Origin of the sequence: Thioclava sp. F36-7, assembly GCF_002020075.1 — a bacterium.
GTDB classification, from domain to species: Bacteria; Pseudomonadota; Alphaproteobacteria; order Rhodobacterales; family Rhodobacteraceae; genus Thioclava; species Thioclava sediminum.
The window spans coordinates 25,154-44,598 of sequence record NZ_MPZR01000002.1 but is presented as its reverse complement, the minus strand read 5'-3'; the positions used below and the strand labels follow the sequence as shown (position 1 = coordinate 44,598).

General features: G+C 66.0%; 19 protein-coding genes. 12 read left to right on the top strand and 7 right to left on the bottom strand.

Annotated elements, in window-relative coordinates:
- Nucleotides 1-50 precede the first annotated feature (50 nt).
- Nucleotides 51-605, bottom strand: coding sequence for a hypothetical protein (locus tag BMI89_RS03050; protein WP_078569802.1), 555 nt, complete (start codon nucleotides 603-605; stop codon nucleotides 51-53).
- Nucleotides 602-1,327, bottom strand: a complete 726-nt coding sequence (locus BMI89_RS03045) for a 16S rRNA (uracil(1498)-N(3))-methyltransferase (protein WP_078569801.1) — start codon at nucleotides 1,325-1,327, stop codon at nucleotides 602-604. The genes BMI89_RS03050 and BMI89_RS03045 overlap by 4 nt, the downstream gene beginning before the upstream one ends.
- Nucleotides 1,328-1,339: 12 nt before the next feature.
- Here BMI89_RS03045 and ubiA point away from each other — a divergent pair, with 12 nt between their 5' ends.
- The 4 genes from ubiA (at nucleotide 1,340) to BMI89_RS03025 (ending at nucleotide 6,497) form a co-directional block, all read left to right on the top strand.
- Complete coding sequence (gene ubiA / locus BMI89_RS03040; RefSeq protein ID WP_078569800.1) at nucleotides 1,340-2,344, top strand: 4-hydroxybenzoate octaprenyltransferase; 1,005 nt, start codon at nucleotides 1,340-1,342, stop codon at nucleotides 2,342-2,344.
- A 78-nt stretch (nucleotides 2,345-2,422) separates the two neighbouring features.
- Nucleotides 2,423-4,492 (top strand): OmpA family protein, encoded by a 2,070-nt coding sequence (locus BMI89_RS03035; protein WP_078569799.1) that lies wholly within the window; start codon nucleotides 2,423-2,425, stop codon nucleotides 4,490-4,492.
- Nucleotides 4,493-4,503: 11 nt separating this feature from the next.
- Entirely contained in the window at nucleotides 4,504-4,830 is a 327-nt protein-coding gene (locus BMI89_RS03030) for a hypothetical protein (protein ID WP_078522484.1), read from the top strand.
- A gap of 191 nt (nucleotides 4,831-5,021) precedes the next feature.
- Nucleotides 5,022-6,497, top strand: coding sequence for a glycosyltransferase family 39 protein (locus BMI89_RS03025; protein ID WP_078569798.1), 1,476 nt, complete (start codon nucleotides 5,022-5,024; stop codon nucleotides 6,495-6,497).
- Here BMI89_RS03025 and BMI89_RS03020 read toward each other — a convergent pair.
- From BMI89_RS03020 to BMI89_RS03000, 5 genes are read right to left on the bottom strand one after another with little or no spacing between them, the layout of a single operon-like run.
- Nucleotides 6,485-6,697 (bottom strand): formate dehydrogenase subunit delta, encoded by a 213-nt coding sequence (locus BMI89_RS03020; protein ID WP_078569797.1) that lies wholly within the window; start codon nucleotides 6,695-6,697, stop codon nucleotides 6,485-6,487. The genes BMI89_RS03025 and BMI89_RS03020 overlap by 13 nt on opposite strands.
- Nucleotides 6,694-7,464 (bottom strand): formate dehydrogenase accessory sulfurtransferase FdhD, encoded by a 771-nt coding sequence (fdhD, locus tag BMI89_RS03015; RefSeq protein WP_078569796.1) that lies wholly within the window; start codon nucleotides 7,462-7,464, stop codon nucleotides 6,694-6,696. Before fdhD ends, BMI89_RS03020 begins: the two co-directional genes overlap by 4 nt.
- Nucleotides 7,461-10,346 (bottom strand): formate dehydrogenase subunit alpha, encoded by a 2,886-nt coding sequence (gene fdhF / locus BMI89_RS03010; RefSeq protein ID WP_078569795.1) that lies wholly within the window; start codon nucleotides 10,344-10,346, stop codon nucleotides 7,461-7,463. The genes fdhD and fdhF overlap by 4 nt, the downstream gene beginning before the upstream one ends.
- Nucleotides 10,343-11,866: a formate dehydrogenase beta subunit gene (locus BMI89_RS03005; protein ID WP_078569794.1), complete on the bottom strand. Its 1,524-nt coding sequence runs from the start codon at nucleotides 11,864-11,866 to the stop codon at nucleotides 10,343-10,345. Before BMI89_RS03005 ends, fdhF begins: the two co-directional genes overlap by 4 nt.
- Nucleotides 11,863-12,315 (bottom strand): formate dehydrogenase subunit gamma, encoded by a 453-nt coding sequence (locus BMI89_RS03000; protein ID WP_078569793.1) that lies wholly within the window; start codon nucleotides 12,313-12,315, stop codon nucleotides 11,863-11,865. Before BMI89_RS03000 ends, BMI89_RS03005 begins: the two co-directional genes overlap by 4 nt.
- A gap of 144 nt (nucleotides 12,316-12,459) precedes the next feature.
- On the opposite strand from BMI89_RS03000, the gene BMI89_RS02995 reads away from it, so the two are divergent.
- The 8 genes from BMI89_RS02995 (at nucleotide 12,460) to moaD (ending at nucleotide 19,445) form a co-directional block, all read left to right on the top strand.
- Nucleotides 12,460-13,293, top strand: a complete 834-nt coding sequence (locus tag BMI89_RS02995; RefSeq protein WP_348638850.1) for a S49 family peptidase — start codon at nucleotides 12,460-12,462, stop codon at nucleotides 13,291-13,293.
- 4 nt (nucleotides 13,294-13,297) lie between these two features.
- A complete protein-coding gene (locus BMI89_RS21055; protein WP_078522476.1) occupies nucleotides 13,298-13,513 on the top strand; it encodes a hypothetical protein in 216 nt (71 codons plus the stop codon).
- A complete protein-coding gene (locus BMI89_RS02985; RefSeq protein WP_078569791.1) occupies nucleotides 13,510-14,490 on the top strand; it encodes a calcium/sodium antiporter in 981 nt (326 codons plus the stop codon). Before BMI89_RS21055 ends, BMI89_RS02985 begins: the two co-directional genes overlap by 4 nt.
- Nucleotides 14,487-15,263, top strand: a complete 777-nt coding sequence (locus BMI89_RS02980) for an SDR family oxidoreductase (RefSeq protein ID WP_078569790.1) — start codon at nucleotides 14,487-14,489, stop codon at nucleotides 15,261-15,263. Before BMI89_RS02985 ends, BMI89_RS02980 begins: the two co-directional genes overlap by 4 nt.
- Before the next feature lie 364 nt (nucleotides 15,264-15,627).
- Nucleotides 15,628-17,469 carry an excinuclease ABC subunit UvrC gene (uvrC, locus tag BMI89_RS02975; protein WP_093477087.1) on the top strand — a complete coding sequence of 614 codons (1,842 nt, stop codon included), beginning with the start codon at nucleotides 15,628-15,630 and terminating at the stop codon, nucleotides 17,467-17,469.
- Nucleotide 17,470: 1 nt separating this feature from the next.
- Nucleotides 17,471-18,529, top strand: coding sequence for a lysine-2,3-aminomutase-like protein (locus tag BMI89_RS02970; protein WP_078569788.1), 1,059 nt, complete (start codon nucleotides 17,471-17,473; stop codon nucleotides 18,527-18,529).
- Between the two features lie 45 nt (nucleotides 18,530-18,574).
- The gene (pgsA, locus tag BMI89_RS02965) at nucleotides 18,575-19,204 is read left to right on the top strand and encodes a CDP-diacylglycerol--glycerol-3-phosphate 3-phosphatidyltransferase (RefSeq protein WP_078542255.1); all 630 of its coding nucleotides are present in this window, start codon (nucleotides 18,575-18,577) and stop codon (nucleotides 19,202-19,204) included.
- The gene (gene moaD / locus BMI89_RS02960; RefSeq protein ID WP_143593803.1) at nucleotides 19,197-19,445 is read left to right on the top strand and encodes a molybdopterin converting factor subunit 1; all 249 of its coding nucleotides are present in this window, start codon (nucleotides 19,197-19,199) and stop codon (nucleotides 19,443-19,445) included. The genes pgsA and moaD overlap by 8 nt, the downstream gene beginning before the upstream one ends.

Genomic DNA, 19,445 nt, shown 5'->3' with positions numbered 1-19,445 from the left:
TCTTTTCTCGCGTCGCTTTATGGAGCGCCACAGGTGGCGCGGGGGTTGGCTCAAGTCAAGCGTGAAACCTGTTTGCGGGTCCAGAGGCTCTGTGCGGCAGTCTTTTGGTCAAGCGCGCTGGAAATCTTCCCCATATCGATCCCCGGCAGGCTCGCGAAAGCGTCGTAGAGCGCATCCGCCCCCGCCGCGTCGAGCGGGATCAGAAGCGCCTCGCCCGAGAGGCTGCGCAGCCGCCAATATTGCTGGCCCTGCAGCGTCAGCAGTCGGATTTCCGCCAGTTCGCGCAGCGGCAATTCGCCGCCCATCCCGAGGGCCGAGACATTGCTGCCCGGCCCTGCAATGGCGCGCGCCCGGCTGGCCGCGAAGTAGGAGATACGGCCCTCGTCGATCTCGACCAGACCCGGCGCATTTGTTTCACGCGCAAAGCGCAACCGACGCCAGCCGATCAGCGCCCAGCCAAGCCCGAGCGCCACCGCGACCAGTCCCAGCGGCATCAGGATCAATCCGCCGAGCCAGATCAGCCACGCACCGAACGCCACGACGACGCCCGCGGCGATCACCTCGCCCCAGCGCTTGAAGCCTTCTGCGACCTCGGGACGGATCACCGCCAGTCTCCCAGCGCCGATTGCCACAATGTGATCGCCGCGCAGACCGCCGTATCGGCGCGCAGAATGCGCGGACCAAGGCTGACCGGAGTGACGAAATCGCGGGCACGGAGCATCTCGCGCTCGGCCTCCGAGAACCCGCCTTCGGGACCGATCAGGATCGCCCAAGGGCCGGGCTGCAACCCCGCGAGCGTCTCTGCGGGCCCAACCAAAGCCTCGTCGGCCCAGAGGATGCGACGGCTCGGATCCCAGCCATCCAGCAGCTTCTTTAGCCCCTGCAAATCCTCGACCGGGGGCACATAGGTGCCCAGACATTGCTCCGCCGCTTCCTTGGCATGGGCCTGCAAGCGGTCCTGCCGGATGCGCGCGGAATTGGTGAACTCGGTCTGCACCGGCAACACCTTGGCGCAGCCCAGCTCGGTCGCTTTCTCGACGATGAAATCGGTGCGCTCTTTCTTGATCGGCGCGAAGATCAGCCAGAGATCGGGCGGCGCGAGCTGCGGCGCGGCCTGTTCGACACAGGCCAGAATACCGCGCTTCTTGTGGGCCTCGACGACCTCAGCCGTCCACTCGCCATCGCGCCCGTTGAACAGCGCGACACGGGCGCCCACGGCCAGCCGCATTACCGCAAAGAGGTAATGCGCTTCGTCCTGTGTCAGAGGCACGGCTTGCCCCGCGCCCAACGGGTGCTCTACACAGAGCCTGATCTTGGCACGTTCCATGAGGCGGACTGTATGAGCGGAAAAACCGAAACGCCAGAGGCGGCAAACGCGAGCAAGGGCGAGACCCCGAACGACGCGAACGGCACGGTCGCGGATGCCTATCGCGGCAACTGGGTCGACCGGCTGGCTCCGGCATGGACGCGGCCCTATCTGCGGCTCAGCCGCGCCGACCGACCGATCGGGACATGGCTGCTGCTGCTGCCCTGCTACTGGTCGATCGCGCTGGCGGCATCCTCGACGGGCGGCTTCATCTGGTGGGACCTGTGGCTTGCCGTCGGCGCTTCCATCGGGGCTTTCCTGATGCGCGGCGCGGGCTGCACATGGAACGACATCACCGACCGCGACATCGACGCAGGCGTGGCGCGCACCCGGTCGCGGCCGATCCCCTCGGGGCAGGTCTCGACGAAACAGGCGCTGGCCTGGGCGGTGATCCAGTCGCTGATCTCCTTTGCGATCCTGCTGACCTTCAACACGCCCGCAATCATTCTCGGGATCGTCTCGCTGGGTCCGGTCGCGATCTATCCTTTCGCCAAGCGCTTCACCTGGTGGCCGCAGATCTTCCTCGGGATCGCGTTTAACTGGGGCGCGCTGCTTTTGTGGGTCGCGCATACCGGCAGCCTGAGCTGGCCGCCCGTCGTGCTCTATTTCGCGGGCATGGCCTGGACGCTATTCTACGACACGATCTATGCGCATCAGGACAAGGAAGACGATGCGCTCATCGGGGTGAAATCCACCGCGCGGCTCTTTGGGGATGATAGCGCGAAATGGCTCGGCGGTTTCCTAATGACTTCCGTCGCGCTGATGACCATCGCGGTGATGGGTGCGCTGCTGCCCGGCGCGCCGCCGCTGCGCCTCGCGATCTCGCTGCTCGCGCCCTGGGCGATGGGTTGGCACATGCTCTGGCAGATGCGCCAGCTCGATATCGACGACCCGGACACCTGCCTGAAACTGTTCCGCGCGAACCGCGATACGGGCCTCATCGCTGCGCTGTTTCTCGCCGTTGGCGCAATCGTGTAACGGCGTTTCGATTGATCCCCGCGCCCCTGCGCCTTAAGGAAACGGGATAAAGATTCCCCGGGGGAGGGCCTGAGACCGATGCGCAGCCGCGCCACCTTGTTGACGATCGCCGCCTTTGTCCTCGCACTCGTCGTGTCCGCAGTCATTGCGGGCGGCGCTGCGACCGTTGTCGAGAAATCCACGAAACAAGAAGTGCGCGTCGCGATGGAGGCGCAAGGCTACGGCTGGATGCGGATCCATACCGACGGACTGCAAGTCCTCCTCTCCGGAACCGCCCCGACCGAGGCCGAGCGCTTCCGCGCGGTTTCCGAGGTCGACAAATACGTCGACAGCTCGCGGGTCGTCGACAATACCGACACGCAGATCACCAAGCCGATCACGCCCCCCGCCTTCTCGCTGGAGATGCTGCGCAACGAGAACGGCATCTCGCTGATCGGGCTGGTGCCCGCTTCGGTCGACCGCGATGCGATCGTCGAGAAGCTCTCGAAAGTCGCGGGCGAGGATGGCGTCACCGACATGCTGGAGAGCGCCGACTACCCGGTGCCCGGCGGCTGGGACAAGGCGATGCAGTTCGCGATGACCACGATCGAGACGCTGCCGCGCTCTAAGATTTCGGTCACCGCCGGCAAGGTCTCGGTGCAGGCGATCACCGACAGCCCCTCCGAAAAAGGCCGGGTGGAGACGTCGCTCGCACGCCGCCGCCCCACCGATCTCAAGCTCAGCTTCGACATCTCCGCGCCGCGCCCCGTGATCACCCCCTTCACCCTGCGCTTCCTCATCGACGAGGAGGAAGGTCCGCATTTCGACGCCTGCTCTGCCGACAACGAGCGCGCGCGCGACCGCATCCTGACCGCCGCCCGCGCGACAGGCGCGAAAGGCACGCTGACCTGCACCATCGGCATGGGCACCCCGTCGCCTGATTGGTCCAAGGCCGCGCAGATGGCGATCAAGGCGGTCGGCGATCTCGGCGCGGGTTCGGTGACCTTCTCCGATGCCGATATCGCACTCGATGCCCCCTCGACCGTCGATCAGCAGAAGTTCGACGATGTCGTGGGCGAGCTGGAATCGAACTTGCCTGGAGTGTTCTCGCTCAAGGCCAAGCGCGAACCGGCCCCCGATGCGAAAGCCGCCGAGGCCAGCTTCACCGCGACCCGCGATGGCGACGGGCATGTCGAGCTCAAGGGCCGCGTGACCGATGCGCGCGAACGTCAGACCATCGAAAGCTACGCCCGCGCCAAGCTCGGCCACGGAAATGTCCACGGCGCGACCCGCGTCGACAAGGAGCTTCCCGCCGGTTGGCCGGTGCGCACGCTGGCCGCGCTCGACGCGCTGTCGGTGCTCCATGACGGCAAGGTCACCGTGACCCGCGACGGCATCTCGGTCAGCGGCATCTCGGGCGATCCGCAGGCTTCCGACACGATCTCGCGCATCCTCACGAGCCAGCTTGGCGAAGACGCGCAGATCGACCTTAGCGTGAAATACGACAAGCGCCTCGATGAGCAGCTGGCCCTGCCCACCGGCAAGGAATGCGTGGCGCGCCTCAACGAGACGCTGCAGAAGAAGAAGGTCGATTTCGATCCGGGTTCGGCGCAGGTCGCTTCGGAAAGCCTGGACGCGCTCGACGCTTTGGCGAAATCGATGAAGAACTGCACGGACTTCAAGATGGAAGTCGCCGGCTACACCGACAATCAGGGCCGCGAGGAAATGAACCTGCAGCTGTCGCAACAACGGGCGCAGGCGGTGATCCGCGGGCTTCTGGACCGTGGCGTGCTGATCGGCAATCTGGAAGCGAAAGGTTACGGCGAAGCGCAACCGATCGCCTCGAACGACACCGAGGCAGGCCGCGAGAAGAACCGTCGGATCGAGTTTGTGCTGCTGGACGAGGCACCGGTGGGCGACGACGCGCTGCCCGATGCCACCGCAGATGCGACAGGCGCCGCAGAAGACGGCGAGCCGCATTGGAACGGCGCCGTGACCGACGACGGTGCGCCCGCCACCGAGGACGGCGCGCAAAGCGAAAACGGCGATGGGGACACCGCCGCAGAACCGGGGGAAAACACCCCGCAAGAAGAAGAAATTCCGGTCGAGACGCCCGGCGATCAAACGCCGCGCCCGCAATCCCGGCCGGAGGACCTGTCGAAGGGCTGAAGGGACGTCATATGAACAGAACCGAATTCATCATCGCCACAGCGATCATCCTTTTCGTGGCTTTCGCTCTCGGCTGGTTCGCGAGCTGGTTGATCCACCGCCTCACCCGCGTGAGCCAAGCCGATATGGGCGAGCTGGAGCAGATGGCGCAGGCGTTGCATGAAGCCGAAGAGACCCGCGATCAGGCGCTCGTCTATGTCGAGCAGCGCGAGGCGGAACTGGCCAATCAGCTCAGCCAGACCGAGGCGGAACTGCGCGCGGCGATGGATGGTCTGCGAGACGCCCGGCACGAGGCCGAGGAACTGCGCGCCTATATCGAGCGCTCGAAAGAGGCCTGAGCCATCGCCGCGCTCACCGAGGGCGCGGCATCGTGGCCACGCCCGGCGAAACTCAGACATCTCACGCTTTGGCCCACCTGTCGAAAGTGGTATCGCCCTCTCTGTCCGCCATGCGCGGCAATCCTGCCAGCCAATAGGTGCGCCATGCTCCAGACCCTTCCCGTGATGCGCGTCCCCACAGGCACACCCGCATGAGCGCCGACCCGATGCCCCGAGCCGCAGGCCGCGCCCTTCCCGATGCGATCTGGCCCCTGAGCATCGTCGCCTATTTCGTCCTCCAGACTTTGTACCGCACTGCCTTGGGCGGCGCGCTCGGGCTCGACGATGCGCAGATGATCTTCGATGCGCGCAGCTTCGCGTGGGGCTACGGCCCGCAATTGCCGCTCTTCGCATGGCTGCAACATCTGGTCTTCATGGTGACCGGGCCGACGATGTTCGGCCTCGCGCTTTTGAAAAACACCCTGCTCTGCGGCACCGTCCTGACCTGCTACGGGCTGATGCGCACGCGGCTCGATCCGCGGCGGGCATGGGTCGCGACGCTGGGCCTCATGCTGCTGCCGCAGATCGCATGGGAGAGCCAGCGCGCCCTGACCCATTCGGTGCTTGCGACCTTTTCGGCGGCGTTATGCTTCGCGACGATCTGGTGGATCGCGCGCCGCCCCAGCCTCGCGGGCTTCGTGACGCTCGGACTGGTGCTGGGCTTGGGGCTGCTGTCGAAATACAACTTTGTGCTGCTGCCGATCTCGACGACCCTCGCGCTGATCGGTTTTCCCGAGTTCCGCGCGTCCTTCCGTGATCGCCGCCTGTTTCTGTCGCTGCTGATCGCCGCCGCAATCGCGCTGCCGCCCTATGTCTGGATCCTGAACCATCCCGAGATCGCCTTCGCCTCGGCAAAGAAATTCGACGCCGCCGAAGACGTCTCACTGGGCGCGCGGCTTGTCGGTCCGGTTCTTGCAACCGGTCAGGGTGTTCTGAATTTCCTCGCTTTGCCGCTGCTGGTCGGCGGGCTGCTCTACTGGCGCTACCGGGAGAGAAAACCCGAAGCTCCGCAACGGCTGTTGCGGCTGATGCTGCGCGTGATGGTGATCGGGCTTGTACTGCTGCTGATCGGTGCGCTTGCGGTCGGAGCGGGGCAGATCAAGGATCGCTGGCTGCAACCGCTGCTGTTCCTCGCAGGCCCCGCGCTTGGCCTTTGGCTCCTGCCCCGGCTCAGCGCGACCGGGTTGCGGCGGCTGCAGCAGGTCTATGCGGTGCTGCTCGCGCTGGTGATGATCGCGCTGCCGATCCATTTCTTCCAGGGCAAGAGCCGCAATGCCGCCCCCTTCGAGACGCTGGTGCCGCAGCTGGTGGCCGCCGTTGGCGCGGATGCGACCCTGATCGCGCCGCAATGGGAAGGCGCGAATATCCTCTATCGCGCGCCCCGAATGACGGTGCTGAATGCCAGTTCGGACTTTACGAAACCTCTGCCCGACGGCCCGGCCTTCGTGATCTGGGACGGCACGAATGCGGCAACCGGCGCGGACCTTCTGCGCGCCACTTACCCCGATCATCCCGACTGGACGACCGGAGAGGTGCAGCAACTCGCGGGCCCCTACCCCTTCGCGGACGGGAAAAACTTCACCCTCTCCTTCGCGCCGGTCGTGAAGCCCGGCGATCAGCCCCGCTGAGGGGCGCGGATCTCCGGCAGGGCCGCCTTCACCAGCGGATGCAGGTCCAGCTTGTCGGCCGCCGCGAGGAACGTGTCGCGCATCGTGGGCGCCCAATTGGCATTGATGTGATCGGCGACGGCATGCGCCTGATCGCCGGGCTGGCTCTCGAAGAACTGTGCGATCTGATTGGCCATCCCGGCGAGTTTCTCAGGCTTCATGCGGTGGCCTCCTGCGGCGCGGTGTAAAGCGCGAGGCCTCGGCCTGCGCGTGCGATAACGGTAAGGCCCGCGTCCCGTGCCTCGCTCACCGCAAGCGCGGTCGGGGCGGAGGGGCCGACGATCACCGGGATACGTAGCGTCGCCACCTTCTGGATCAGATCGACCGAGAGCCGCGAGGTCATCACCAGTGCGCCGCTCGCCGGGTCGATCCCTTGCCGGATCAACGCCCCGATCAGCTTGTCGAGCGCGTTGTGCCGCCCGACATCCTCGCGCGTCAGCACGATCCCCTTGCCCGGCTGCCAGAAGCTCGACGCATGGGCGGCGCGGGTCTCGTCCTGCAGCGGCTGGTGGTCGCGCAGGGTCTCGAGCGCCTCCGTGGCCTGCTCCGGCGTCATCGTGAAACGCGGCGGTGCGACCGGCGGAAGCTTGCGCCGCGCCTCTTCCAACTGCTCGATCCCGCAGAGCCCGCAGCCCACCGGCCCCATCGTGGCGCGGCGGCGTTCGGCAAAGCGCGCGCCCGCAGGCGCGGCCAGCCAGTTGCGCGCCTCGATCCCGGCCTCGGTCACTTCCACCTCCTGCCGGGTGATCTCGGACGCGTCCGCGATCAGCCCTTCGGAGAGCGCAAAGCCCAGTGCGAAATCCTCCAGATCGGCGGGACTGGCCATCATCACCGCCTGCGTCACCCCGTCGAAGGACAGCGCCACCGGCACTTCCTCGGCGAGGCGCTGCACCGCGCCGCTGGGCATGTCCCAATCGGTCGCTGTCATTCAGCCGCCTCGACGCGGCGGGTCAGCTTGGTCTGCGCCGTGTAAAGCTCCTGCCAGTCCGAGGGCCCGTTCGACAGCCCCACCTGCACCGCCGTCACCTTGTATTCCGGGCAGTTCGTCGCCCAGTCGGAATTGTCGGTGGTCACGACATTCGCCTGCGTGTCGGGGTGGTGGAAGGTCGTGTAGACGACGCCGGGAGAGACCCGATCCGTGATCGTCGCGCGCAGGCTCGTCTCGCCCGCCCGGCTCGCCAGACGCACCCAATCGCCGTCGCGGATACCGCGAGTCTCGGCGTCATGCGGATGGATTTCGAGCCGGTCCTCGGCATGCCAGACGGAGTTCTCGGTCCGCCGCGTCTGCGCGCCCACGTTATATTGCGACAGGATGCGCCCCGTCGTCAGCAGCAGCGGGAAGCGCGGCCCGGTGCGTTCCTCGGTCGCGACATAGGCGGTGCGGATGAAACGCCCCGAGCCACGCACGAAGCCATCCTCATGCATCACCGGCGAGCCTTGCGGGTGCGTGTCATCACAGGGCCACTGCACCGAACCCATCTGGTCGATCAGATCGTAGGTGACGCCCGCGAAGGCCGGCGTCGTACGCGCGATCTCGTCCATGATCTCGGACGGGTGGGTATAGCTCCACCCCGCGCCCAGCGCATTGGCCAGCGCCTGCGTCGCCTCCCAATCGGCCAGCCCGGCCTTGGGTGCCATCACCTTGCGCACCGGATTGATCCGGCGCTCGGCATTGGTGAAGGTCCCATCCTTCTCGAGGAAGGTCGAGCCCGGCAGGAAGACATGGGCGTAGCGCGCGGTCTCGTTCAGGAACAGGTCATGCACGATCACGCAGTCCATCGCCGCGAGGCCCGCGGCCACGTGATGAGTATCGGGATCGGATTGCAGGATGTCTTCGCCCTGAATGTAGATCGCCTTGAAATCCCCCGCGACGGCGGCGTCGAGCATGTTGGGGATGCGCAGCCCAGGCTCGGGGTCGAGCGTGACGCCCCATTCCACCTCGAACCCGTGGCGCGCGGTATCGTCCGACACATGGCGGTAGCCCGGCAGTTCATGCGGGAACGACCCCATGTCGCAGGAGCCCTGCACGTTGTTCTGGCCGCGCAGCGGGTTCACGCCCACACCGGGTCGCCCGATATTGCCGGTCATCATCGCGAGGTTGGCAATCGCAATCACGGTGGTCGAGCCCTGACTATGCTCGGTCACGCCCAGCCCGTAATAGATTGCCCCGTTGGGCGCGGCGGCATAGGTGCGCGCGGCCTGACGCAGCGCCTCGGGCGCGACACCTGTCAACTCTTCGACGGCTTCCGGCGAATGGGCCGGATCGGCGGCGAATTCGGCATAGTCCGTCCATTCGTCCCAATCGCAGCGCTCGCGGATGAACGCCTCGTCGAACAGCCCTTCCGTCACGATCACATGGGCCATCGCGGTCAGCACCGCGACATTGGTGCCCGGACGCAGCGGCAGGTGATGCCCCTCGCCCATATGCGGGGTTTCCAGCAGGTCGATCCGGCGCGGGTCGACCACGATCAGCTTCGCCCCCTGCCGCAGCCGCTTGCGCAGCCGCGAGCCGAAGACCGGGTGCCCGTCGGTCGGGTTCGCCCCGATCACGACGGCGCAATCCACCTGCTCCACAGAGTCGAAATCCTGCGTGCCAGCCGAGGTCCCGAAGGTCTGCTTCAGCCCGTAGCCGGTCGGCGAATGGCAGACGCGGGCACAGGTGTCGGTGTTGTTCGTCCCCATCACCGCGCGGGCGAGTTTCTGCACGAGGAAGGTTTCCTCGTTCGTGCAGCGCGAGGAGGTGATGACGCCGACGGAATCCTTGCCGTGTTTGGCCTGCGCACGCTTGATGCCGTTCGCGGCAAACTCCAGCGCCTCTTCCCACGACACTTCGCGCCACGCATCGGTGATGCTGTCGCGGATCATCGGGTTCAGGATGCGGTCGCCGTGGTTGGCATAACCCCAGGCGAAACGGCCCTTCACGCAGCTATGGCCGCGGTTCGCCTTGCCCTCTTTCCACGGCACCATGCGCACCAGCTGGTCGCCACGCATCTGCGCCTCGAAGGAGCAACCCACGCCGCAATAGGCGCAGGTCGTGACCACCGAATGCTCCGGCACGCCGATCTCGTCGACGGTCTTCTCCTGCAGGGTCGCGGTCGGGCAGGCCTGCACGCAGGCACCGCAGCTGACGCAATCGGAGTTCAGAAAATCCTCCGTCCCGGTCGAGATGCGGGCGTCGAAGCCGCGCCCGTCCACGGTCAGCGCGAAAGTGCCCTGCACCTCTTCGCAGGCGCGCACGCAGCGCATGCAGACGATGCATTTCGAAGGGTCGTAGAAGAAATACGGATTGGAGGCGTCGCGCGGGATATAGAGCGGATTGGCCCCTTCCGCCGCGCGCGTCTCGACATGGTTCTGGCCCGGCGCATAGCGCACGTCGCGCAGGCCCACGGCCCCCGCCATGTCCTGCAATTCGCAATCGCCATTCGCCGCGCAGGTCAGGCAGTCCAGCGGGTGATCGGAGATATAAAGCTCCATCACGCCGCGCCGCAGCCGCGCCAGCTGATCGGTCTGGGTCTTCACGACCATGCCTTCGCGCACGGGGGTGGTGCAGGACGCGGGCGTGCCGCGCATCCCTTCGATCTCGACCACGCACAGGCGGCACGAGCCGTAGGCATCCAGCATATCGGTCGCACACAGCTTCGGCACGGTGATCCCGGCTTCGGCGGCGGCGCGCATCACGGAGGTGCCCTCGGGCACGCTCACATCCATGCCGTCGATCACCAGCGTCACAGGCGGGCCCGATTTTTCAGGCGTGCCCATATCGGAGAGTTTCGGCCCGTGCACTCCGTCGGGGATGATGAAATCCTTCATTCCGCAGCCTCCTGTGAGAGCGAGAATTCTTGCGGGAAAAGCCGGATCGCCGAGCGCACCGGGTAAGGCGTGAAGCCCCCCATCGCGCAGAGCGAGCCCTTCTCCATCACTTCGCATAGCTCGTGCAGCAACTCGATCGCCGCCGGGTCGCCCGCCGCCACGCGGTCGAGCGTCTCGATGCCGCGCACCGCGCCGATCCGGCAGGGCGTGCATTTCCCGCAGCTCTCGATGGCGCAGAACTCCATCGCGTAGCGGGCGAGCGCGAGCATGTCGGCGCTGTCGTCATGCACCACGAAGCCGGCATGGCCCACCAGCCCGCCCTGATCGGCAAAGGCTTCGTAGCAGACCGGCAGATCGAAATCGTCCGGCCCGTGATAGGCACCCAGCGGCCCGCCGACCTGTACCGCCTTGAACGGACGCCCCGAGGCGGTCCCGCCGCCGATCTCGTTGACCAGCGTGCCGAGCGACATCCCGAAGCCGGTCTCGAACAGCCCGCCATGTTTGACATTGCCCGCGATCTGGATCGGGATCGTCCCGCGCGAGCGACCCAGCCCGAACTCCGCATAGGCTGCGCCACCATGGACCAAGATCCACGGCACCGCCGCGAGCGAGAGCACGTTGTTCACCACGGTAGGCTTGCCGAACGCCCCTTCGAGCGCGGGCAACGGCGGCTTGGCGCGGACCATGCCGCGCTTGCCTTCGAGCGAATTGAGAAGCGACGTTTCCTCGCCGCAGATATAGGCGCCCGCGCCGACGCGGACTTCGAGATCGAAGGCCGGTCCCTGCCCCATCAGGCTGTCGCCGATGATGCCCGCGCCCTTCGCAGCGGCAATCGCCGCGTTCAGCGTGCGGATCGCGTGGGGATATTCCGAGCGCACGTAGATGAAGCCCTTGGTCGCGCCGACTGCGAGCCCGGCAATCGCCATGCCCTCGATCAGGCAGTAGGGATCGCCCTCCATCAACATCCGGTCGGCGAAGGAGCCGCTATCGCCCTCATCCGCGTTGCACACGATGTATTTCTGCGGCGCCTCGGCCCCGGCGACGGTCTTCCACTTGATACCCGTCGGGAAGCCCGCGCCGCCACGACCACGCAGACCCGAGGTGGTGACCTCTTCGATGGTCTGCGCACCGCCCAGTTCCAGCGCGCGTTTGAGACCCTGCCAGCCCTCATCCGCCTCGTAATCGGCCAGCGAGAGCGGATCGGTGCGCCCGCAGCGCGCGAAGGTCAGACGGGTCTGTTTTGCGAAGAAGGGGATTTCCTCGATGGGGCCGAGCGCCTTCGGGTGATCGCCACCTTCGAACAGCGCAGGCACGTCCTCGGGCTCCATCGGGCCGAAGCCGTGGCGCACACCGTCGCGCTCGATCTCGACCAGCGGCTCCAGCCAGATCATTCCGCGCGTGCCGTTGCGGACGATCTCGACCTCTTCGCCACGCAGTCCCGCCGCCGACGCGAGAGCGGCGGCGACCTCATCGGCCCCACAGGCTACGGCGGCGGCATCGCAGGGAACCCAGATCTTCATGCCGAGACCTCCGCGACCAGAGCCTCGATCCGCTCGGGCGTCGCCCGCCCGACCAGTTGATCGCCCACCATCGCGGCGGGCGCGCAGGCACAGAGCCCGAGGCAATAGACCGCCTCAAGGGTCACATCGCCCTTCGTTTCCCCGACTTTCATGCCCAGCGCCCGCTCCAGCCGCGCGATCATCTCGGTCCCGCCCATCGACTGGCACGCCTCGGCGCGGCACAGCTTGATCACATGCTTGCCCGCGGGCGCATCGCGGAAGTCGTGATAGAAGGAGACGACGCCCGCCACCTCGGCCCGGCTCAGACGCTGCGCATCGGCAATCGGCTGGTAGCAATCGGCGGGCACGCAGCCAAACGCGGCCTGCACATCGTGAAGAATGGGCAGCAGCGCACCTTCGCGCCCCGCATGATCCGCCAGAATCGCGGCGAGCCTGTCGTCTTCGGTCATATCCATCCTCCCGGCCCCGATGATGGGGCGAGCATGCCCCGGCCAGCAAGTCACGACTGGTTCAATCGCGAACAGGCGCGGACAGGAACCGTCATCGCTGCGCTTGCGCGGGCAGGGGTGAGCCTCTACATCCCTCACATGAGCCTGATCCAACGCCTCCCTTTCGTCAAGAAATCGCCCTTCGTCGCGGTTATCCGTTTGCACGGCGCCATCGGCGTCTCGCGCCCCGGTGCGCCCGGCCTGTCGGATGCCGCCATGGCCCCGATCATCGAGCGCGCCTTCGCGCGCGGCAAACCGGCCGCGGTCGCTCTGCTGATCAATTCGCCCGGCGGATCGCCCGTGCAATCGGCGCTGATCGCGGGACGCATCCGCAGGCTTGCGGATGAAAAAGACATTCCAGTCCATGCCTTCGTCGAAGACGTCGCAGCCTCGGGTGGTTACTGGCTCGCCTGCGCCGCAGACCAGATCTGGGCCGATCCGACTTCGGTCGTGGGCTCGATCGGGGTGATCTCGGCAGGCTTCGGCCTCGACGAGTTCATTAACCGCCACGGCATCCAGCGCCGCGTTCATACGGCAGGCGGCTCTAAAAGTTTCATGGACCCGTTCCGCCCCGAGAAGGACGAAGACGTCGCGCGGCTCAACAAGCTGCTCGACGACATGCATGTCTCGTTCAAGGAGCATGTGCAGTCCCGGCGCGGCGCGAAACTGCCCGAGGATCGCGACCTCTTCACCGGCGACATCTGGACCGGGCGGCAGGCGCTGGCCGAGAATACCGGGCTGATCGACGGGCTCGGCCATGCGGTGCCGAAGCTGAAAGAGATCTATGGCGAGAAGACCCGCATCGTGCCTTACGCGCCCAAACGCTCGATCTTCCGGCGCTTCGGCGCGCAGATCGGGGGCGAGATGGCTGCGGCCACCGCAGGCGCTCTGATCGATACCGCCGAGGAACGCGCGCTCTGGGCGCGCTACGGGCTGTAACCGGATGCTCATCAAGGGCATGACACTCTTCCTCGTCGTCATGGCGGTGCTCGCCATGTTCGGCAAACTGCGGATGCCGAAACTCAAGGGCCCGCGCGGACCCGGCAGGCTATCGGCCCGTTGCCCCGACTGCGGACGTCCGAAAATCGGCCGGGGCCCCTGCCCCTGCAAGACGACCTCCAATAGCAAGAGTGCGAAGACGACGGAGCGCCGTAAATGATCTGGGATTTCGGCGAGATCATTGCCGGGCTGGTGCTGCTGGTCGTGGCGGGTGACCTGCTGGTGAAAGGCGCAGTGGCGATGTCGCTGCGCCTTGGCATTCCTGCACTGATCGTCGGGCTCACCGTGGTGGCCTTCGGCACCTCCGCACCCGAGCTGATGGTCTCGGTCGCCGCCGTGCTCGACAAGGCACCCAGCATGGCGCTCGGCAATGTCGTGGGCTCGAACATCGCCAATATCCTTCTGGTGCTGGGCCTGCCCGCGATGATCTCCGCGATCCGCACCGATCTGCACGACACGCGCGAGAGCTTCGTGCTGATGATGGGCGCGACGATCCTCTTCATCCTCGTCTGCTTTATGGGCCCGATCGGCTGGGCGCAGGCGCTGCTCCTGCTCTTCGCGCTTGGCATCATCCTGTTCCGGCAGATTCGCGAGGCGCGCGCCCATCGCGCCAATCGCGGCGCGGGCGCCGGTCCCGAGACCGAAGCCGATGAAGAGGTCGAAAGCGTCGATCCGAAAATGCCGCTCTGGCGCATCGGGCTCTATGTTCTCGCGGGGCTCATCGGGCTGCCTCTGGGGGCGAGCTGGCTGGTCAGCGGGGCCTCCGAGATCGCAAGCGCGATGGGCGTCTCGGATGCGGTGATCGGCCTGACGTTGGTCGCGCTCGGCACCTCGCTGCCGGAACTGGCGACCTCGATCACCGCGGCGATGAAGGGCCGGTCGGACCTCGCGCTCGGCAATGTCGTGGGCTCGAACATCTTCAACCTGCTCTGCATCATCGGCGTCGCGGGCCTGTTCGGCGACATTCCGGTGCCGAGCCAGATGCTGCATGTCGACCTTTGGGTGATGGCCGCGGCCTCGATCGCGCTTGCCCCCTTCATCTTCGGCAACCGCGTGATCACCCGCGGCATCGGCATCGCTTTCACCGCCGCGTACCTGGCCTATATGGTGGCCCTCTTCATTGGAGGCAGCGCATGAAACGAGCATTGGTGACAGGTGGCGCGAAACGGCTGGGACGCGCGATGGCGCTTTATCTGGCCGAGCGCGGCGTGGACGTCGCAATCCATTATCACGGCTCCGCAGAGGACGCGGAGGCAACAGCGGCGGAGGCCCGTTCGAAAGGCGTGCGCGCCGAGATCGTGCAGGCCGATCTGCTGGACGAGGCCGCGACGGCGGAACTGGTGCCCCGCGCGGCGCAACTGCTCGACGGGCCGCTCGATCTGCTGATCAATAACGCCTCGATCTTCGAATACGACACGATCCGCTCGGCCACGCGCGAAAGCTGGGACCGGCATATCGGGTCGAACCTGCGCGCACCCTTCGTGCTGATCCAGCATTTCGCGGCGCAGGCCCCGGAAGCCGACCGCTCGGGCGCGGAGCCCAAGGCCCGCGCGCTGGTGATCAACATGGTCGACCAGCGGATGCGCAAGCTGACGCCGGAATTCATGACCTACACGCTCGCGAAGATGGGTCTGTGGACCCTCACGCAGACGAGTGCGCAGGCGCTGGCTCCCGCCATACGTGTGAACGCGATCGGCCCCGGCCCGACCCTGCAAGGCGCGCGCCAGTCTGAAGACCACTTCAACCGGCAGCGCGCGGCGACGATCCTCGAACGCGGCGCAGACCCCGCAGATATCGTCGCGGCGCTGGGATATTTCATGGACGCACCGGCCGTCACAGGTCAGTTGCTCTGCGTCGATGGAGGCCAACATTTGGGCTGGCGGACCCCCGATGTATTAGGTCCGGAATGAGCCTGAAAACGAATCGCAGGCCAAAGTTGTGCACTGCGCGACGGCTTGTAACAGTACCGTCACAAAAGTAGTAATCCTTTCAATAGCTTGGCGAGTTTGCGAAAAATTTCTCAATGAAATCAAAGCACTCGTAACTTGCTCAAAAAATGAGCAAACACTCTATCAACCCTTATATTAAGGTCGGAACCCACGGTCCCACATGTTTGCCAACAGAGTTATCCCCAGATTTCGTGGACATGTTTTTCCTTGAAAACGTCTTCGCGAGGTTGCAGCCAGAGGGGAGAATCGAAGCCTGCTCATGAATGACGATGTAAACAGCAACGACGCCCTCGATCCCCCGGCGGCCACGCGCCCGCAACACGGGATGACGGGCCATGCGCTGATCGCGGATTACCTCAAGCGTCTCGACGGATCGCCCGGCGTCTATCGGATGCTGAACGCGAAGGGCGAGGTGCTCTATGTCGGCAAGGCGCGCAACCTGAAGGCGCGCGTTTCGAACTATGCACGCCCCTCGGGACACTCGGCGCGGATCGCCCGGATGATCCATGAGACCGCCTCGATGATGTTCCTCACGACGCGGACCGAGACCGAGGCGCTGCTGCTCGAGCAGAACCTGATCAAGCAGCTCAAGCCGCGCTACAACGTGCTCGCGCGGGACGACAAAAGCTTCCCCAATATCCTGATCGCGACGGACCACCCCTATCCGATGATCAAGAAGCATCGCGGCGCGCGCAAAGAGAAGGGCCATTACTTCGGTCCCTTCGCGAGCGCGAGCGCGGTGAACCGCACGCTCAACCAGCTGGAGCGGGTCTTCCTGCTGCGCAACTGCTCGGACTCGATGTTCGAGACCCGCACGCGCCCCTGCCTGCAATATCAGATCAAGCGCTGCTCGGGCCCCTGCGTCGGCAAGATCTCCGAGGAGGATTACGCAGCGCTGGTCGACGACGCGAAGCGGTTCCTGCAAGGCAAGTCCACCACGATCCAGCGCGAGCTGGCGGAGCAGATGCAGCAAGCCTCCGACGATATGGAATTCGAGCGCGCCGCCGCGCTCCGCGACCGGATCAAGGCGCTGACCAACGTGCAGCAAAGCCAGGGGATCAACCCGCGCAGCACCGCCGAGGCCGACGTCATCGCGCTCCATCAGGAGGGCGGGCAGGCCTGCGTGCAGGTCTTCTTCATCCGCGCGAACCAGAGCTGGGGAAATCACGACTTCTATCCCAAGACCGGCTCCGGCGCCGAGGCGCCTGAAATCCTGCAGGCCTTCATCGCGCAGTTCTACACGAACCGCCCGCCGCCGAAGCTGATCCTGCTGTCGCACCCGGTCGAGGATGAGGAACTGGTGAGCGAATTCCTCTCCGAACGCGCCGAGCGCAAGGTCGAGATCACGGTCCCGCAGCGGGGCGAAAAGGCCGAGCTGGTCGAGAATGCCGCGCGCAATGCCCGCGAGAGCCTCGGTCGGAAGATGTCCGAAAGTGCTGCGCAGGCGAAACTGCTGGCGGGCGTCGCCGAGGCCTTCGGGCTGGAGAAGCCGCCACAGCGGATCGAGGTCTACGACAACTCGCACATTCAGGGCGCGCATGCCGTGGGCGGGATGATCGTCGCGGGGCCTGAGGGCTTCATCAAAAGCCAGTATCGCAAGTTCAACATCAAGAACGCGGACCTGACGCCGGGCGACGATTTCGGGATGATGAAGGAGGTGCTGACGCGCCGCTTCACCCGTTTGCTGAAGGAAGACCCAGAGCGGAAATCCGAGGCGTGGCCTGATCTGCTGCTGATCGACGGGGGCGCCGGGCAGGTCTCGGCGGTGCGCGAGATCATGGACGAGATGGGCGTGAGCGACGTCGCAATGGTCGGTGTCGCGAAAGGCGTGGACCGCGACCACGGCAAGGAAGAATTCCACCGCACGGGTCAGCGCCCCATCGCCCTGCCCCGGCAATCGCCGGTTCTTTATTACATCCAGCGCCTGCGCGACGAGGCGCACCGCTGGGCCATCGGCACCCACCGCGCGAAACGCGCCAAGGCGCAGATGGCGAACCCGCTGGATGAGGTCCCGGGCATCGGGGCGGCCCGCAAGCGCGCGCTGCTCGCGCATTTCGGCTCCGCCAAGGCGGTCAGCCGCGCGGCACCAATCGATCTTATGGAGGTCGACGGTATCTCCGAGGCGATGGCCGAGACGATCCACAATTTCTTCAACGAGAAGGGCTGAGATGACCGATCACAGCCGCCACCCCCGCGCGCTGACCCGCGTGGCCGATCTCGAACGCGACGGGCTAACCTCCACGGAAGCGCGCGCAGATCTGGAGCGGGTGGCCGAGGAATTCCGCATCCGCGTCACACCCGAGATGCGCGAGGCGATTGCCGATCCGACCGATCCGGTGGCCGCGCAATTCGTGCCCTCCGCTGGCGAACTGCTCACCCGTCCCGAAGAGCTCGAAGATCCGATCGGCGACGACGCGCACTCCCCCGCTCCGGGGCTGACGCATCGCTATCCCGACCGGGTGATCCTGCACATCACGAAGACCTGCGACGTCTATTGCCGCTTCTGCTTCCGCCGCGAGACGGTGGGCGAAACCGGGCCGCTGCCGGAAGACCAATTGACGCAGGCGCTCGATTATATCGCGGCGACCCCGGCCATTCGCGAGGTGATCCTGACCGGAGGCGATCCGCTGACGCTCTCGACGCGCAGGCTTGGCGCGGTGCTGGAGTGCCTCTCCGCGATCCAGCACATCGACCAGATCCGGCTGCATACCCGCGTGCCGGTCGTCGCCCCCGAGCGGATCACCGAACAGCTTTGCGCCCTCCTGCGCGCCGCCCCGACCGCCTGGATCGTGCTGCACACCAACCACGCGCAGGAACTGACGCCCGCCGCCCGCGATGCCATCGCGCGGCTGGTGGATCGCGGCATCCCGATGCTGTCGCAAACCGTGCTGCTGCGGGGCGTCAACGCGAGTGCCGACGCGCTGGAGGTACTGTTCCGCGCCCTCACCAAGCTGCGCGTCAAACCTTATTACCTGCACCATTGCGACCTCGCGCGCGGCACCTCGCATTTCCGCACCACCATCGCGGAAGGGCGCGCGCTGATGGCCGAGCTGCGCCGCCGCTGCTCGGGGACGATGCTGCCCCGCTACGTGCTCGATATCCCCGGCGGCCACGGCAAGGTCCCGATCACCTCGGACCACTTCACACCGGGCGACGGCCCCGGAGACTGGCGCGTTACCGACCGCAATGGGACGGTGCATGCATATCGCGATCCCGCGACCCGTTAACGCGCCCTCTTCCGCTTTGCGAACCACGCAGCTAGGTTGCCTCCCATGAAATGGACCCTTCCCAATATCCTGACCGTGCTCAGGCTCTTGGCTGCCCCCGGTGTGGCGGTCTTGTTCCTTTATTTTTCTCGCCCCTGGGCCGACTGGCTCGCGCTTGCGCTGTTCATCAGCGCGGCGGTCACCGACTGGTTCGATGGCTACCTCGCACGGGCGTGGAAACAGGAGAGCCGCTTCGGCGCGATGCTCGATCCGATCGCCGACAAGGCGATGGTGGTGATCGCGCTGGTGGTGCTGACCGGCTATTCGGGCATGAACCCGTGGCTGATCCTGCCCGCCACCGTGATCCTGTTCCGCGAAGTCTTCGTCTCGGGGCTGCGCGAATTCCTCGGCGCGGATGCCGGGCGGCTGCGGGTCACGAAGCTCGCCAAATGGAAGACCACCGCGCAGATGGTGGCGATCGCCGTGCTGTTCCTCGGCACCGGGCTCGCCTATCTCGAACAGGGTCAGGCCCCGCGCGCCGGTGAAGGCGATATCCGCTTGGGCGCCACGCCTGCCGATTTCGCGACCCATGTCGGCCTCGCGCTGATCTGGATCGCCGCCGTTCTGACCGCGATCACCGGCTGGGACTATTTCCGCAAGGCCCTGCCCTATCTGAAGGAGCCGAGCCATGATTGACGTGCTCTATTTCGCCTGGGTCCGCGAGCGGATCGGCGTTCCGCGCGAAAAGGTCGAGACGCAGGCCAAGACCGTGGCCGATCTCGTCGAAGAGCTGAAGGCACGCGAGCCGCGCTACGAGGCGGCTTTTGCCGACATTTCCGCCCTGCGCGTCGCGCTCGATCAGGATCTGGCGGAGTTCGATGCGCCCCTAGCTGGCGTGCGCGAGGTGGCTTTCTTCCCGCCGATGACGGGGGGCTGA